Annotated in this window: 14 protein-coding genes; 9 read left to right on the forward strand and 5 right to left on the reverse strand. The window is 63.3% G+C overall.

Annotated features, from left to right (window positions below; genetic code table 11):
* Positions 1–57 precede the first annotated feature (57 nt).
* The 4 genes from O3303_RS10235 (at position 58) to O3303_RS10250 (ending at position 5,650) form a co-directional block, all read left to right on the forward strand.
* Positions 58–1,542 (forward strand): helix-turn-helix domain-containing protein, encoded by a 1,485-nt coding sequence (locus O3303_RS10235; protein ID WP_269558321.1) that lies wholly within the window; start codon positions 58–60, stop codon positions 1,540–1,542.
* 233 nt (positions 1,543–1,775) lie between these two features.
* Entirely contained in the window at positions 1,776–2,825 is a 1,050-nt protein-coding gene (gene mltG / locus O3303_RS10240; RefSeq protein ID WP_269558322.1) for an endolytic transglycosylase MltG, read from the forward strand.
* A 160-nt stretch (positions 2,826–2,985) separates the two neighbouring features.
* Positions 2,986–4,239 (forward strand): OmpP1/FadL family transporter, encoded by a 1,254-nt coding sequence (locus O3303_RS10245; protein WP_269558323.1) that lies wholly within the window; start codon positions 2,986–2,988, stop codon positions 4,237–4,239.
* A 70-nt stretch (positions 4,240–4,309) separates the two neighbouring features.
* Entirely contained in the window at positions 4,310–5,650 is a 1,341-nt protein-coding gene (locus O3303_RS10250) for a hypothetical protein (protein WP_269558324.1), read from the forward strand.
* A gap of 90 nt (positions 5,651–5,740) precedes the next feature.
* On the opposite strand, the gene O3303_RS10255 is transcribed toward O3303_RS10250, so the two are convergent.
* Positions 5,741–7,279 (reverse strand): hypothetical protein, encoded by a 1,539-nt coding sequence (locus O3303_RS10255; RefSeq protein ID WP_269558325.1) that lies wholly within the window; start codon positions 7,277–7,279, stop codon positions 5,741–5,743.
* A 111-nt stretch (positions 7,280–7,390) separates the two neighbouring features.
* Here O3303_RS10255 and dtd point away from each other — a divergent pair, with 111 nt between their 5' ends.
* Together dtd and O3303_RS10265 are read left to right on the forward strand one after the other, a co-directional pair.
* Positions 7,391–7,843 (forward strand): D-aminoacyl-tRNA deacylase, encoded by a 453-nt coding sequence (dtd, locus tag O3303_RS10260; protein WP_269558326.1) that lies wholly within the window; start codon positions 7,391–7,393, stop codon positions 7,841–7,843.
* 234 nt (positions 7,844–8,077) lie between these two features.
* Complete coding sequence (locus O3303_RS10265; protein ID WP_269558327.1) at positions 8,078–8,404, forward strand: nucleotide pyrophosphohydrolase; 327 nt, start codon at positions 8,078–8,080, stop codon at positions 8,402–8,404.
* Positions 8,405–8,557: 153 nt separating this feature from the next.
* Here the strand turns inward: O3303_RS10265 and O3303_RS10270 are convergent, their stop codons facing one another.
* Positions 8,558–9,271, reverse strand: coding sequence for a 2-phosphosulfolactate phosphatase (locus tag O3303_RS10270; protein WP_269558328.1), 714 nt, complete (start codon positions 9,269–9,271; stop codon positions 8,558–8,560).
* A gap of 150 nt (positions 9,272–9,421) precedes the next feature.
* Complete coding sequence (gcvT, locus tag O3303_RS10275) at positions 9,422–10,528, reverse strand: glycine cleavage system aminomethyltransferase GcvT (RefSeq protein ID WP_269558329.1); 1,107 nt, start codon at positions 10,526–10,528, stop codon at positions 9,422–9,424.
* Between the two features lie 200 nt (positions 10,529–10,728).
* On the opposite strand from gcvT, the gene O3303_RS10280 reads away from it, so the two are divergent.
* Both O3303_RS10280 and O3303_RS10285 read left to right on the forward strand, forming a co-directional pair.
* The gene (locus tag O3303_RS10280) at positions 10,729–12,270 is read left to right on the forward strand and encodes a sensor histidine kinase (RefSeq protein ID WP_269558330.1); all 1,542 of its coding nucleotides are present in this window, start codon (positions 10,729–10,731) and stop codon (positions 12,268–12,270) included.
* A gap of 57 nt (positions 12,271–12,327) precedes the next feature.
* Complete coding sequence (locus O3303_RS10285) at positions 12,328–12,753, forward strand: response regulator (protein ID WP_269558331.1); 426 nt, start codon at positions 12,328–12,330, stop codon at positions 12,751–12,753.
* A 171-nt stretch (positions 12,754–12,924) separates the two neighbouring features.
* Here O3303_RS10285 and rnhB read toward each other — a convergent pair whose 3' ends face one another.
* Together rnhB and O3303_RS10295 are read right to left on the reverse strand one after the other, a co-directional pair.
* Entirely contained in the window at positions 12,925–13,500 is a 576-nt protein-coding gene (rnhB, locus tag O3303_RS10290; RefSeq protein ID WP_269558332.1) for a ribonuclease HII, read from the reverse strand.
* 150 nt (positions 13,501–13,650) lie between these two features.
* Positions 13,651–13,902 carry a hypothetical protein gene (locus O3303_RS10295; RefSeq protein ID WP_269558333.1) on the reverse strand — a complete coding sequence of 84 codons (252 nt, stop codon included), beginning with the start codon at positions 13,900–13,902 and terminating at the stop codon, positions 13,651–13,653.
* Between the two features lie 403 nt (positions 13,903–14,305).
* Here O3303_RS10295 and O3303_RS10300 point away from each other — a divergent pair, with 403 nt between their 5' ends.
* Entirely contained in the window at positions 14,306–14,884 is a 579-nt protein-coding gene (locus tag O3303_RS10300) for an NUDIX domain-containing protein (RefSeq protein WP_269558334.1), read from the forward strand.
* The last annotated feature ends 49 nt before the right edge of the window (positions 14,885–14,933 follow it).

The raw sequence follows: 14,933 nt of genomic DNA on the forward strand, positions 1-14,933 counted from the left end.
GCTACCTGCTGCTGTCGGCACCATGTCCTCTCTCGCTTCTTCCTCTCTATTCTATAAATGCTAAGCCACGGTCAGGTTGTCCGACTTATTTTCGGGCTGAAACTGCGCGAGCTGCGCCAGGAACGCGGCTTCACGCCCGCCGAGCTGGCCCGCGCCTGCGACGTGTCGGTATCCTACCTCAATGAGATTGAGAAAGGCAAGAAGTACCCCAAGGCCGACAAGATTCTGGGGCTGAGCAAGGTGCTGGGCGTCACTTACGACCAGCTCACGTCCCTGACGCTAAGCCGGCGGCTGGAGCCGATTTCCGAGCTGCTGCAGTCGGATCTGCTGAAGGAGTTTCCGCTGGAGATGTTTGGGCTGGACCCGCTGCGCATCGTGGAGCTGATTGCCGATGCCCCGGCCAAGATGAACGCCTTCATCAGCACCATCTTCGAAATAGCCCGCAACTACGAAATGCGGCAGGAAAGCTTCTTCCTGGCCGCGCTGCGCTCCTACCAGGAGATGCACGACAACTATTTTGAGGAGCTGGAGCAGGACGTGCGCACCTTCTGCGGCGAGCAGAACCTGAGCACCCAGGCTCCCTTCGACACCACCCAGCTGGAGCGCGTGCTCAGCCAGAAATACGGCTACCGCCTCAACCGGGAGAAGCTGGCGGAGTACGCGGCGCTGGGACGGCTCCGGTCGGTGTTTCAGCCCAAAACCCGCACCCTGCTGCTGCGGCCGGGTTTGAGCAAGGCGCAGGAGTCGTTTGTGCTGGGCCGCGAGGTGGCCTTCAACTACCTCAACCTGAAGGAGCGGCCCTACGTGAATGCCACGTTCCCGGTGCATTCCTTCGATGAGGTTCTCAACAACTTCAAAGCCTCTTATTTTGCCGGGGCCTTGCTGATGGAGGAAGAAAGCCTGGTGCGCGACCTGCAGGACTTTTTCGGGCAGGCCACCTGGCAGCCGGAGCGCCTGCAGGCCATGCTCACCAAGTATGACGTGTCGCCGGAGATGTTCATGCAGCGCATCACCAACCTGCTGCCGCGCTACTTCGGCATCCAGAGTTTGTTTTTCCTGCGCTTCGACCAACCCGACGCGGATGCGGCGTATTTGTTGACCAAGGAGCTGCACCTGTCGCGGCTGCACAACCCGCACGGCAACGAGCTGCACGAGAAATACTGCCGCCGCTGGGTGTCCATCCGCCTGATCCGGGAGGCGCGGGAGCAGGCCGCCGGCCCGGCGCCGTCTTTTGTGCTGGGTGCCCAACGTTCGCGCTATCCCAACGAGGACGAGTACCTGTGCCTCTCGCTGGCCCGCGCCGGCACGGCCACCGAGCCGGCCGTAAGCGTCACGGTGGGTTTGCTCTGCGACGACAACCTGCGCCAGAAGGTGCAGTTCCTCAGCGACCCGGCCATTGTGCAGAAGCGCGTAAACGAAACCTGCGAGCGGTGCTCCATTGCCGACTGCGAGGTGCGGGCCGCGCCGCCCGTAGAAATTGCGCGCCGCCAGCGCCAGCAGGAAGCTGCCGACGCCATTGCGGCCCTGGTAAACGGCGAGTAGCACACTGGCAACGGTCTGCCCCGACAAAGTCGGCAAGACCGTACGCCGCCCAGTGGGGCCGGTTTCCGAACCGGCGGCCGCGCCGCGTACGGCTGGTTGTAGCACGGACTTCAGTCCGTAGCTCAAAGTTGTTGTTCAATTGACCGATACCAGCGGGCTACGGACTGAAGTCCGTGCCACAGCCATCTGGCGCGTTATCTTTGGAACTTTGCCGCCCACATTTCCCGGTTCGCTTGACTGTTTCCGCCCGTCGTCGCCTGATTCTCTTGTTACTGGTTTTGCTGCTGCTGAGCGGCGGTGCGGCGCTGTACGGCGCGTGGCGCGTGCTGTGGCAGCCCAACGTGGCCGAGTCGCCGTACGGGGCGGCCTACCTGTATATCCGGACGGGCGCGGGCTGGCCGGCCGTGCGCGACTCGCTGCAGCGGCAGGAGCTACTGCTGGACCCAGGCACGTTTGAGTGGCTGGCCACGCAGCGCGACTACCCCACCAAGGTACGCCCCGGCCGCTACCGGCTGGCGCCTGGCCTTGGCAATGCCGAGCTGCTGGACATGCTGCTGGCCGGCCGCCAGGATACGGTGGCTTTCACGCTCGACGCCTTCAAGTACAAGCCCCAGCTCACGCGCCAGATCAGCCGGCAGCTGGAGGCCGACTCGCTGGAGCTGCGCCGGCTGCTGCAGGACAATGCTTACCTGCGCCGCCGCTACCAGCTCGACACCACCACCATCCTGACGCTGTTTCTGCCCGGCCCTTACCGCGCCTTCTGGAACACCTCGGCCCGCACGTTTCTGGATTCGGCCGCGGCCACGCACCGCCGCTTCTGGACCGCGCAGCGCCGCCAGCGGGCTGACTCACTGGAGCTGACGGTGCCGCAGGTGCACGTACTGGCCAGCATCGTGCAGCGCGAAACGGCCAAGAAAGAGGACAAGCCGGTTATCGCGGGCGTGTACCTCAACCGGCTGCGGCGCGGCATGCGCCTCCAAGCCGACCCTACGCTGCTGTGGGCCATCGGCAACTTTGGGGTGAAGCGGGTGCTCAACCGCGACAAGCTCGTGGATTCACCTTACAACACCTACCGCCACAAAGGTTTGCCACCCGGCCCCATCACGTCGGCCAACCGCCAGAGCCTTGATGCCGTGCTGCAGCCGGCGGCGCACCGCTACCTGTTTTTCTGCGCCCGCGCCGACCTGAGCGGCTTCTCGGACTTCGCCGAAACTTACGCCGACCACCGCCAGAATGCCCGCCGCTACCAGCACGCGCTGGACAGCCTCGGCGTGAAACGGTAAAGCGGCTGACTGCTGCTGCGCCATCGAAACCACCGGCCAGCAGCCAGCTTCCCGGAAAAGCATCCGGCTGAACAGCTCCGCAAAAACCCGCCTAATTGCCTGAACACTCAGCCACTTAATTGCGCTACCTTTGCGGCCTATTGTCCGAAACCCTGTCTGCATGGCGCATCATTACTTTCTTTCTGGTTTCCTGTTTCTTTCGCTTTCCGCCACCGCTGGCGGCTTCCAGTCGGCGCCGCAGAGTGCGCGCCTGCTGGGGCTGGGCGGGGCCGGCACAGCGTACGTGCGCGACATTGCCGTGCTCTACTACAACCCCGGGGCACTGGGCCACCTCGACTCGCTGACGCATGTGAGCGTGGGCGGCCTGGGCACGGCGCGGCTGTCCTCGTTTCTGGGCACCGATTCGCGGCGCCTGACCCGCCAGGAGCTGAAGCCGCAGCCGGGCGGCTACTTCTACGCCGCCACCCGCCTCAACAGCAAAATCAGCGTGGGTTTGAGTGTCAACCAGCCCTTCGGCTACAACACCAAGTGGCCCTCCAACTGGGAAGGCCGCAGCGTGGTGCAGGAAGCCCGCTTCAGCAGCCTCTACGTGCAGCCCACGGTGGGCTACCAGCTCAGTGAGAATTTCAGCGTGGGCGCCGGCGTCATCTATGCCTACGGCGACATGCGCCAGCAGCGCGCTCTGGGCCAGTACGACGACCCCACCGCGCAGGCCCTGTTCACGGGCAGCGGCAGCGGCTACGGCGCCAACGTGGGCCTGTACGGCCGCACTGCCGACAACCTGGCTTTCGGCATCAGCTATCGCACGCCCGTGACGCTGAAAGTGCGCAACGGCGAGGCCACCTACACCGGCATTCCGGAGCGCGACGCCGCGCAGTTTCCGGCCAGCACCGGCTTCCGCACTGATCTGGAGCTGCCCTCTACCCTATCGGTGGGCATGGCTGACCGCATGACCAAAAACCTGCTGGTGACGTTCGACTTTCACCTCACCAGCTGGAGCCGCTACGATTCGTTGAATTTCGAGCTCGACAATGCCTCCCGCGTGACGGCCGGCCGCCGCTACGAAGACGCCATGGCGTTCCGGATTGGGGCCGAGTACACCGTGACGCCCGCCCTGAGCGTGCGCGGCGGCGTGAGCTACGACGAAACGCCTGTGCGCGACGAGTACATCTCGCCCGACCTGCCCGACGCCAACCTGCTCGGCGGCTCGGTGGGCCTGAGTCTGGCGCTGAAGTCTAACCTGCTGCTGGACCTGGCCTACAGCTATGCCCAGGGCGGCGAGCGGCGCGCCCGCGTGAACCCATCGCGCGACGTGGTGAGCAACATCGACGGCTCGTACCGCACGGCGGTGCAGACGGCGGCGGTGGGCATCTCCTACTCGTTTGGAGGCCGCGCCACCAGCCCGGTTAAGTAGTCGGCGGCCTCTACCCGCTTTCCTTCTCATTTAAGGTCTGACTTTAGTGCATACTTTCTCCCCTTCTCTTTTGCGTACGGCGCTGCCCGCCGCAGCCAGTGCCCTGCTCCTGCTGGCCGGCTGCTCGCCCGACCAGCCCGTACCAGCGCTCAGCAGCAACGGCCTCGACCTGACCCGCTACGTGGCCGTCGGCGACTCGTACACGGCCGGCTTCGCCGATGGTGGCCTCACGAGCGCCAGCCAGGCGTATTCCTACGCCAACCTGATTGCCGGGCAGTTTGCCAAGGTGGATGCCAACGCCACCTTCACGCAGCCACTATTGGCGGATGGTGCCGGCACCGGCTACCTCACCTTGGCCGGCTACGATGCCAACGGCCTGCCCCGCACGCCGCGGGTAAGGCCCGCCACCACAGTGGCGCGCTTCATCAACACGGCCGGCTGCAACGGAGCCGATACGCTCTACCTCTACCCGCGCGCTGCCACCACGCTGCCGCAAAACCTGGGCGTGCCGGGCCTGCGCCTCAGCCAGATCAGCATTACGGGCCTCGGCAACACAGCCAACCTCACCCGCGTCGGCCTGTTCAATCCCTATTTCGAGCGGCTGCTGCCGGCCAACGACAACCGCACCTACCTGCAGGTAGTGACGGCGGCCAGCGCTAACGCGTCGTTTTTCACATTTTTCGCGGGCCTCGATGATCTGCTGCCTTACGTGGTGAGCGGCGGCAGCTGCGGCCCACTGCCTTCATCGTCTACGCTCACGGCCAATGCCCGCCTGCTGCTCGCACAGCTCTCGGCGGGTGGCCGGCCCGGCGTGGTGGCTTTGCCGCCAGCCCTGGCTACATTGCCCATCTTGCGCCTGAGCCGCGGCCTTGACGTGCAGCAGCGCCTGCGCCAGAACAGCGCGACGGCCAACGATACGCTGTTTGTGCGCGCGTTTAACGGCGCCCTTCAGGCGGTTTCGGGGGATGACTACGTACTGGCCAGCGGCCAGCGCCGCATCGGGCGGCTGGAATCGGTGACGGGCGTGCCCCAGACCCGGCCCTACGGCAGCCGCCAGAACCCGGTAAGCGGGGCCGACGTGCTGGACTACCTGGAAGTAGCCCGCATCAGCCAGGTAGCCGAAGACTTCCGCACGGGTATGCTGGGCTTGGCCAACACCACGTTCAAACTGCCACTCATTGACACCAACGATGCGCTGTTTTCGCAGGTGGCCGGCAACATCAACGTCAACGGGGTGAACTACACGCCGGAGCTAGTGCGCGGCAACTTCTACTCGCTGGACCGCATCACGCTGACGCCTCGCGGCAATGCCTTATTGGCCAACGTGTTTCTGCGTAAAATCAACGAAAGCTACAACACCAGCATTCCGCTGCTGAACGTGAACAACATGCCCACGCAGGCCAATCCGTAAGCAGCGGCATCTTGCTTCGCCTATTACAAAAAGCAGCCTTCGGGCTGCTTTTTGCGTGTTCGGGGTTTGCCGTAGGAAAACGGGTTTCTTTCAGGGCTGTAAACGGTAAACGCGGAGCTGCCGGGGCTCGAGGGCGGCGGCGCGCTGCAGCTGCAGGGTTGCCTCGTAGCCGAGGCCGGTGTACTCGGAATGCTCCAGAAACAGCAGCGGCGAGGTAAGCAGCGGCTCGGGCCAGGCGGCCAGCGGCGGCTGGCGGCGCAACGAATCGAAAGCGGTGGCATTCACCACGCGCCAGGAGGCATCGAGCAGCACGTACTGCATGCCTTGGCGGCGGGCCTGGGCGAGGTCGGCTTCCTTCACGATGACCGAAACAGTGTCGGCAGCAGTTAGAAACGGCGCCACGCCCAGGCTGAGTGTGCTGGCCACGCGCACTGGGCCCGGCTGCTGCTGCTGCAGCCAGGCGGCTACCTGCCCGTAGCGGGTGGGCGCGTAAGCGTAGATTTCGCGCTGAATCCGTAGCAGGTTGAACGCCACAGCCAGCAGCACACTGGCCGCCAGCAGCCACTGGCCGGCTACCGGGCTTGCCCAGTGGCGCAGCAACTGCCGCCCGCCCCAGAACGCCAGCACATACAGCAGCGGATATGCCAGCAAAAGCCCCCGCGGGGCTTTCAGCAACAGCGACATGCCCACCAGAAAGCAGCCGGCCCACACCGCCAGATACAGCGCCAGCCCCGGCGCGGGCCACGGCCAGCGCGGCCCGGCCAGCGGCCGCAGGCGTCGCCCCAACAGCCATAGCGCCGCTGCCAGCCCCGGCCCTAACCCCGGCGACTCGAAGTCGCGCAGGAAGCGCAAGTAGTAGAGCCCGTCGAAGCGCAGGTGGCCGGTGCGGCCGGCGGCGTTTTGCGCGCCCGGAAACACTAGGTTGTAGTACACGGCCGGCCAGCGGTACCAGGGCACCCCGCCAGCGGCGCCCAGCGCGCCCAGCAGCACGTAGGGCGCGGCCAGCACCAGCAGCACCCGCCCCAGGTTGCGCCACTGCCAGAGCAGCCGGCCGCCATACAGCAGCTCCAGCATCAGCAGAATGGGCAACGTCAGCAGAAATTTGTAGTTGATGCTGAGCCCGGCCGCCAGCCAGACGGCCGCCCGCAGCAGCGCCGTCGCGCTGGGCTGTTGCAGCCGCCGGTAGTGTGCCCGCAGCAGCCCCACAAACAGCAGCAAACTCCACGAGCCCATGGTGAAGTCGCGGCCGGAGAAGGTGAGGAACACGGAGGTACCCGTGAACAGCAGCAGCAGGGCCGTTTCCGGCGCGGTGAGGCGCCATTCGCGGGCAACCCACTGCACCAGCCAGCCCAGCGCCGCCACCGCCACCAGCGCGTTCAGGCCCTGGAACACGTGATAGTCGGAAGTCAGCCAAGCCACCGGGGCGTAGAGCAGCGAGAAGCCGGGGCTGCCGTGGTGAAACAGGTTGCGCAGGTTGCCGTGGGCCACTTCCTGCACAATCTGCCAGTTGCGCACCGAATCGTAGTCGGGTAGTGCTACCTGGCCCAGGCCGTGCAGGCGCACCGCCACCACGGCCAGCAGGGCCAGCAGCGGCAACCAGAAAGCAGACAACCGAAACGACAGACGCAAGATGGCGGGTTGGTGGGTTGATGGGTTGGCAAAGATACAGTCATCCCGGGCGGATCATGGAGCGCTATCTTTGCCCAAATCCACCACTCCACCAACCCCACAATCCACCTTATGCGCACCGTTATTCAGCGCGTCCGGCACGCCAGCGTTACCGTCGAAGGCCGCATTACGGGCCAGATTGGGCCGGGCCTGTTGGTGCTGGCCGGCTTCTCCCCTACCGACACCGCTACGTCTCTCGACTGGATGGCGCGCAAGCTCACGCAGCTGCGCATCTTTTCCGATGCCGAAGGCAAGATGAACCACTCCGTGCAGGACGTAGGCGGGCAGATATTGGTGGTGAGCCAATTTACGCTGCTGGCCGATGCCCGCAAAGGCAACCGCCCCAGCTACACCGGCGCCGCCCCACCGCCCATTGCCATTCCACTCTACGAGCAGTTTGTGCGGCAGTTGGAGCAACTGCTGGGCCAGCCCGTGCCCACCGGCGAATTCGGAGCCGACATGCAGGTGGAGCTGCTCAACGACGGCCCCGTCACCATCGTGCTGGACTCGCCTGAGAGTAACTGAGTAGTGGAGTAACTGAGTAGACCGTATCGGCTTACTCACGGCTGTTGCGCAGGGCGTTGGGGGCAGTAGCGCGAACTTTGTAGTTCGCGCCCCCGCGCCGCTGGAATCTTTTGAACGGCGCGGAGACGCGAACTACGAAGTTCGCGCTACTGCCGCTGCGTAAAAGCAATTACTCCCTTACCCAACCACTCAGCTACTCTTTACTCAGTTACTCCACTACTCATTTACTCCCCCATGACCATCGAAGAAGCCCAGCAAACCGTCGACCACTGGATTCAGACCACCGGCGTCCGGTATTTCAACGAGCTAACCAACATGGCCATGCTCACCGAGGAAGTGGGCGAAGTGGCCCGCATCATTGCCCGGCAATACGGCGAGCAGTCGTTCAAGGAATCAGACAAGGATAAGGTGCTGGCCGATGAGTTGGCCGACGTGCTGTTCGTGGTTATCTGCCTGGCCAACCAGACCGGCATCAACCTCACCGACGCCCTGCAGCGCAACCTGGCCAAGAAAACCATCCGCGACGCCGACCGCCACCGCAACAACGAGAAGCTGCGTTGAGGGGTGTTGAAGTGATGGGGTGATGAGGTGAAAAGCAGAACGTCATTCCGAGCGGAGCGAGGAATCTCGCCAGTGTAGTAGAATCATGTACCACACTAGCGAGATTCCTCGCTCCGCTCGGAATGACGTTCTTACTTCATCACCTCAAATCACTCAAACCACCTCAATCTTCCCCTCCCGAAACAGCGGCACGAGGTCGTACACGTCAGGGCGCACGCAGAACTCCATGTCTTTGTGCAGCTCCAGGCTGTTGAGGCGGCGCACGTGCGACGATTTGAGTAGGTAGCCGGCCACATCTGCTTCGGCGGCGTGCCACAGGTCGAGGGCGGCCAGGGTGGCATCGGAGGCGGTAGTGTCGAAGGTGTCGGCGAGGCGGGCGGCCAGGGCGCCGCCGAAGAGCGTGTCTTCGAGGCAGAACTGGCCTTTCCAGCCGGCGCAAACTACCACCACGTTTTTCTGCTGCTGGCGCACGAAGTCGACCACGGCCTGCAGGTTCAGGAACGCGCCTACCACGACGGCGTCGGCAGTTTGGGCGAGCTGGAGGGCTCGGGTGCCGTTGGTGGTGGTGATGGCCACGGCCCGGCCCCGCACCGGCACCACGCCGTCGAGGTAGCCGAAGGGCGAGTTGCCGAGGTCCACGCCTTCGGCCTGGCGGCCGTCGCGCTCGGCGGCGGTGAGGTATCCCTCGGCGGCCAGCGCGCGGCACTCGGCCAGCTCACTCACCGGCACCAGGTGCGTGACGCCCGAAGCCAGCGCCGCCACAATGGAGGAGGTGGCGCGCAGCACGTCTACCACCACCGCCACGCGGCCCTGCAGGTTGAAAAGCGGCAACAGCTCCGGCGAGAAGCAGATATCAATCGTGGGCATAAGGTCAATCAGGAATGCTACAAAAAAGCTGTCATCCTGAGGCGATAGCCGAAGGACCTTAGTACGCCTGCAATACAGCTGGACTACTCGTCCTGACGCAATAAGGTCCTTCGGCTGCCGCCTCAGGATGACAGTTATTTACTATTCAGCTTACACTTCTTCCGTGCCGGGCACGAAGGGCAGCTTCACCACCGTAGCCGGCTGGTTTTTGCCCCGGATCTGCACGAACACCTTGCTGCCAGGTTTGCTGAGCTCAGTTTGCACGTAGCCCAGGCCAATGCCCTTGCTCAAGCTCGGCGACTGGGTGCCGCTGGTCACGTCCCCGATTTTCTCGCCGGCTTCGTTCACCAGCTCGTAGTGGCCGCGCGGGATACCGGGGCCGTCCATCAGGAAGCCCACCAGCTTGCGCGCCACGCCCGCTTCTTTCTGCTGCTTCAGGCTTTCGGCGTTGGTGAAGTCCTTGGTGAACTTGGTCACCCAGCCCAGGCCGGCTTCCAGCGGCGAAGTGGTGTCGTCGATGTCGTTGCCGTAGAGGCAGTAGCCCATTTCCAGGCGCAGCGTGTCGCGGGCGCCGAGGCCGATGGGCTTCAGGCCGTAGGGCTGGCCGGCTTCCATCACTTTGTCCCATACAGTTTTGGCGTGCTCGTTGGGCACGTACAGCTCGAAGCCGCCCGCGCCGGTGTAGCCCGTGGCCGAGATAATCACGTCCTCAACGCCGGCAAACGTACCCTGCACGAACGAGTAGTACGGAATCGTGCTCAGGTCTACGTCGGTGAGGGACTGCAGGGCCTGGCTGGTTTTCGGGCCTTGCACCGCAAACAGGCTCATCTGGTCCGACACGTTTTCCAGGTCGGCGCCCTGTGTGTTGTGCTGGCTGATCCAGTTCCAGTCTTTATCGATGTTGGAGGCATTCACCACCAGCATGTAGTCTTCGTCGGCCAGCTTGTACACCAATAGGTCGTCCACGATGCCGCCGTCGGCGTTGGGCAGGCAGGAGTATTGGGCCTTGCCGTCGGTGAGCTTGCTGGCGTCGTTGCTGGTCACGCGCTGGATCAGGTCGAGGGCCTGCGGGCCGCGCACCCGGAACTCGCCCATGTGCGACACGTCGAAGATGCCCACAGCCCGGCGCACGGTGTGGTGCTCGTCGAGGTCGGAGGAGTAGCGCACGGGCATGTTGTAGCCGGCAAAGGGCACCATCTTGGCACCCAGCTGCTGGTGCACGTCGTTCAGGACTACGGTTTTGAGATTTTCGCTCATCAGTAAATAGAAGTGGGTGGGAAGGTGAGGCGCCGCCCGGCGGCGGGGCGAAATTAGCCATTTCCGCGCGGCAGTCGGCATCGGGTATCTTCGCCGGGCGGGCATGGCGGCAGCGCCCGGCCCGCACCGGCCGCCAACTCTGGCCGGGCGCCTGCGTACCCGACAGCAGATTTGCGGCTGCCGTCTTTTTTTCGTTGCTCATGAAGCTCAAGCTCTCCACCAAGCTCTTCACCGGTTTTCTGGTTATTCTGCTGCTGTTTGTGGGGGTGGTGTTCGTCAACTACCAGCTCTCGCGCAAGGTGCTGCGCAACGCCCGGCGCGTGCAGCTCTCGCAGCGCACTTCCTCGGAGGCCTCCACCCTGCTGCGCAGCATCGTGGACATGGAAAACGGCTTTCGGGGCTTCCTGCTGATCGGCAAGGAGGAAACCCTAGAGCCGTACCACGAGGGCGAGCGGTACCTGGTCATGCATTTCGAGCAGCTGCTGGTGGATCTGGAGGATAGCTCGGCGCAGCGTGCCCGCATCGTGCGGGCCCGCGCTGTCTTTCGCGAGTGGCTCACCTACTCGCACATGCTCATTCAGGAGAAGCGCGAAGCCCGCCGCCTCCTGCCCGACCAAGCCGGCCTGCAGGGCATGGCCCACCGCGACCAGGCCGAGGGCCTGACGGGCAAGCGCCTGACCGACCAAATTCGGGTGCTGTTTGCGTCCTTTGCCCGCGAAGAGACGCTGCTGCGCGAGAAACAAGGCATCAAGCTGCAGGAGAGCATCCGCGAAACCCGCCTGATTTCGGTGGGCACCACGCTGCTGGCCATTGCGCTGGGGCTGGCCGGGGCTCTCTACCTCACCCGCCTCATCGGGCGGCGCATCCAGACCATGGTGTCGCTGTCGTCGCAGATTGCGGCCGGCGAGTACCACACGCAGCTCACCGACACGGCCGGCGACGAGCTCAGCGACCTGTCGGTGTCGCTGAACCAGATGGCGGCCACCATCAACGGCAACATCGCGCAGCTGGAGCGCCGCAACCAGGAGCTCGACCAGTTTGCCTACGTGGTGTCGCACGACCTGAAGGCGCCGCTACGGGGCATCGAGAGTGCCTCGCGCTGGATTGAGGAAGACCTGGGCCAGGACACGCCGCCCCACATTCAGGAGTTTCTGCTGCTGATGCGCACGCGGGTGCGCCGCATGGAGCACCTCATCACGGGCATTCTGGATCTGGCGCGAGTAGGCCGCACCACCCAAGCCGACGAGCCCGTGTTTGTGCGGCAGCTGCTGCGCGAAATCACCGACTCGCTGGAGCTACCCGAGGGCTTTGAGGTGGAGCTGCCGTTCTACCTGCCCACGCTGGTCACGAACCGGGTGCAGCTGCAGCAGGTGTTCACCAACCTTATCAGCAATGCCGTGAAGTACCACCAGCACCCCAAAACGGGCTTCGTACGCATCGGCTGCACCGAGGAGAAGACCTATTTCACCTTCTCGGTAGCCGACAACGGCCCCGGCATTGCCCCCGAATACCACGAGCGAATCTTCATTATTTTCCAGACCCTGACGGAGCGCGACACGCTGGAAAGCACGGGCGTGGGGCTGGCCATCGTCAAGAAGATTGTGGAGCGGCAGGGCGGCACCATCCGCATCGAGTCGGCCGAGGGTGAGGGTGCCACGTTCTACTTCACGTGGCCGCGCCAGCCACCCACTGGCCGGGCCGGGGCCGGTAGTTCAGCACCAAAGTCCCTGATTACCGTATAGCCACTGGCCGAATGGCTTTTGTTTTGCGTTTTCCGCTCTTACCAACCAACACCCAATATGCCTAGTATTCTGCTAGTTGAAGACGACCAGATGGACATCATGAATGTGCAGCGTGAGCTTCGGAAGAATAATATCAACGTTCCCCTGCATATCGCCCGCAACGGCCGCGAAGCCCTCAATATGCTGCGCGGTGAAGCCGACCAGACCAAAATTGAGCAACCTAGCGTCGTGATGCTCGACATCAATATGCCCCGCATGAATGGCCTGGAGCTGCTGGAGCAGATACGCTCCGACCCGGAGTTTGTGAACCTCAACGTGTTCATCACTACCACCTCCGACCTGGAGTCTGAGCGCCTCAAGGCCCAGAACCTGGCCGTGAGCGGCTACATCATCAAGCCCCTAAGCTTCGACAGCTTCGGCGAAGGCGGCACGACCGTAGACGGCTTCAGCCTGTTTCTGGATCTGCTAAAGATGAAAGAGTAGTGAAGTGATGAGGTGAAAGGTGACAGGTGACAAAAGAACGTCATTCCGAGTGAAGCGAGGAATCTCGCCAGTGTAGTAAATGATTTTACCACACTGGCGAGATTCCTCGCTTCAACTCGGAATGACGTTCTTTTTATTTCTTCCTCATCACCCACTCACCTCATCACTCAATCACAGCAAACGAAAACCCATCCGGTGGTGCTCGGTGGGGCCGTGCTGCCGGATAGCGGCCCGGTGGCTTAGCGTCGGGTAGCCGGCATTCTGCTCCCAGCCATACGCCGGATAGAGTTCGGCCAGCTCGCTCATACGCTCATCCCTGAAGGTTTTGGCCAGGATGGAAGCTGCCGCAATGTGCCGGAAGCGGGTGTCGCCCTTGATCAGGCAGGTGTGCTCGAGGCCCGCGTACGGCTTAAACCGGTTGCCATCGACGGCCAGATGCGTAGGCACCACGCCCAGGGCCGCCACGGCGCGGTGCATAGCCAGATAGCTAGCCTGCGCAATATTGACGGCGGCTATTTCAGCGGGCGACGCCTCCGCTACGGCCCAGGCCACGGCGTGCTGGCAGATTTCGGCCCGTAGCGCCGTGCGGCGGCGGGCACTCAACTGCTTGGAATCGTTGAGGTAGGCCGGCGCGAAATCAGGTGGCAGAATGACGGCCGCCGCGAAAACCGGGCCCGCTAGGCAGCCCCGGCCCGCTTCGTCGAGGCCCGCCTCTAGCGGCTGATCAGTGTAGGAAGCAAGCAACATGGCCCAAAGATAGGGCGGCCCTCGGCGCAGCACCTAAAAAAAGGCCTCCCCAGCGGCTGACGCACCTGGAGAGGCCTTTTCTGGCAATGGATATTTGGCAGTGAGTAGTGCGAGAAAAACACTCAGTACTCACTACAAACTACTCGCTACTTATTTATGGCTGCCGGCGGCAGAACCTTCACTGGGTGGTGTTTCGCCGCGGCGCAGCCCCTGCTTGTCGCGCGGGCCTTCGTCGAGCTCCGCGTCTTCGTCGGTGCTGATATACACGTTGGTGGTGGGGCCGAGGCCGCCGGTCTGGGCGGTCAGCTCCGATTCGGCCTGTGCGTGCTTCAGGTTGAAGAGCGGGTCGCCGGGTTGAGCATTCTGGGTGGGCTGGTTTTTGGGCTGATTGGCCATAGACATGCAACGCCGACCGGAATGTGAGCAGCCGGCGTAGTACTGGTACGGCGGCATCAGAAAGCAGGTTGAAACAGAATCTTGGCCGGGGCACCGGGCCTGGCGCGTAACCAAACAAAAAGACCGTTGCGGGGCGGCAACGGTCTTTTGCATTCGGCGCCGGATGAATTATTAGTAATCATCCACCCTACTCTTAGTATTCATCCGGCTCAGTACGGGAGAGGCCTTCCTTTCCACAAAACTCCCTCGCACCTTCTTGAATGAAACAAAGCTACTCACCATCAGCGGCTTGCTCTAATCTATTTGGCCAACTGCCCGATTTTGCCGACCAAGCCGCCCGCTCACCCGATGGATGTCAATTGCGCCCCGGCCGTACCTTTGCCGCCTACCGTTTATTAGGCTGCCGCTCATGCACTATCCCGATCCTTCGCTCGACGAAAACCACAACCCCTGGCAGGTGCTCAGCACCGAAGTGAAATACCACAACCCCTGGATTTCGGTGCGCGAAGACCAGGTGCTCAATCCCGGCGGCGGGCGCGGCATCTACGGTGTCGTGACCATGAAAAACAAGGCCCTGGGCATTGTGCCGGTGGATGACGAAGGTAATACGTGGCTGGTGGGCCAGTACCGCTACCCGCTCAGCGAGTACAGCTGGGAAATTCCGATGGGCGGCGGCCCTGTGGAGCTGGACGTGCTGGAGTCGGCGCAGCGGGAGCTGCGCGAGGAAACCGGCCTCACGGCCCGCCGCTGGACCAACATTGCCCGCCTGCACACCTCCAACTCCGTCACCGATGAGGAAGGCTTCGTGTTTCTGGCCGAAGACCTGACGCCCGGCGACCTGGAACCCGAAGAAACCGAAGACCTGCGCCTCTGGAAGCTACCCCTCGCCGACGCCGTGCAGATGGTGATGGACAACCGCATCACCGACGCCGTAAGCGTGGCGGGCCTGCTGAAGGCGGAAAAGGTGCTGGCGGGAAAGAAGGCTTAGCAAATGGCCTGTCATCCTGAGTGAAGCAAAGGACCTTATCACGCCAGCA

The organism is Hymenobacter canadensis (assembly GCF_027359925.1).
GTDB lineage: Bacteria > Bacteroidota > Bacteroidia > Cytophagales > Hymenobacteraceae > Hymenobacter > Hymenobacter canadensis.

Excerpts from the sequence above, each read along its gene's own strand:
- O3303_RS10280 (WP_269558330.1), top strand. The coding sequence starts at position 10,729 with ATGAAGCTCAAGCTCTCCACCAAGCTCTTCACCGGTTTTCTGGTTATT.
- O3303_RS10235 (WP_269558321.1), top strand. The coding sequence starts at position 58 with ATGCTAAGCCACGGTCAGGTTGTCCGACTTATTTTCGGGCTGAAACTG.
- O3303_RS10300 (WP_269558334.1), top strand. The coding sequence starts at position 14,306 with ATGCACTATCCCGATCCTTCGCTCGACGAAAACCACAACCCCTGGCAG.
- gcvT (WP_269558329.1), bottom strand. The coding sequence starts at position 10,528 with ATGAGCGAAAATCTCAAAACCGTAGTCCTGAACGACGTGCACCAGCAG.
- O3303_RS10245 (WP_269558323.1), top strand. The coding sequence starts at position 2,986 with ATGGCGCATCATTACTTTCTTTCTGGTTTCCTGTTTCTTTCGCTTTCC.
- O3303_RS10285 (WP_269558331.1), top strand. The coding sequence starts at position 12,328 with ATGCCTAGTATTCTGCTAGTTGAAGACGACCAGATGGACATCATGAAT.
- rnhB (WP_269558332.1), bottom strand. The coding sequence starts at position 13,500 with ATGTTGCTTGCTTCCTACACTGATCAGCCGCTAGAGGCGGGCCTCGAC.
- dtd (WP_269558326.1), top strand. The coding sequence starts at position 7,391 with ATGCGCACCGTTATTCAGCGCGTCCGGCACGCCAGCGTTACCGTCGAA.
- O3303_RS10265 (WP_269558327.1), top strand. The coding sequence starts at position 8,078 with ATGACCATCGAAGAAGCCCAGCAAACCGTCGACCACTGGATTCAGACC.
- O3303_RS10270 (WP_269558328.1), bottom strand. The coding sequence starts at position 9,271 with ATGCCCACGATTGATATCTGCTTCTCGCCGGAGCTGTTGCCGCTTTTC.
- O3303_RS10295 (WP_269558333.1), bottom strand. The coding sequence starts at position 13,902 with ATGTCTATGGCCAATCAGCCCAAAAACCAGCCCACCCAGAATGCTCAA.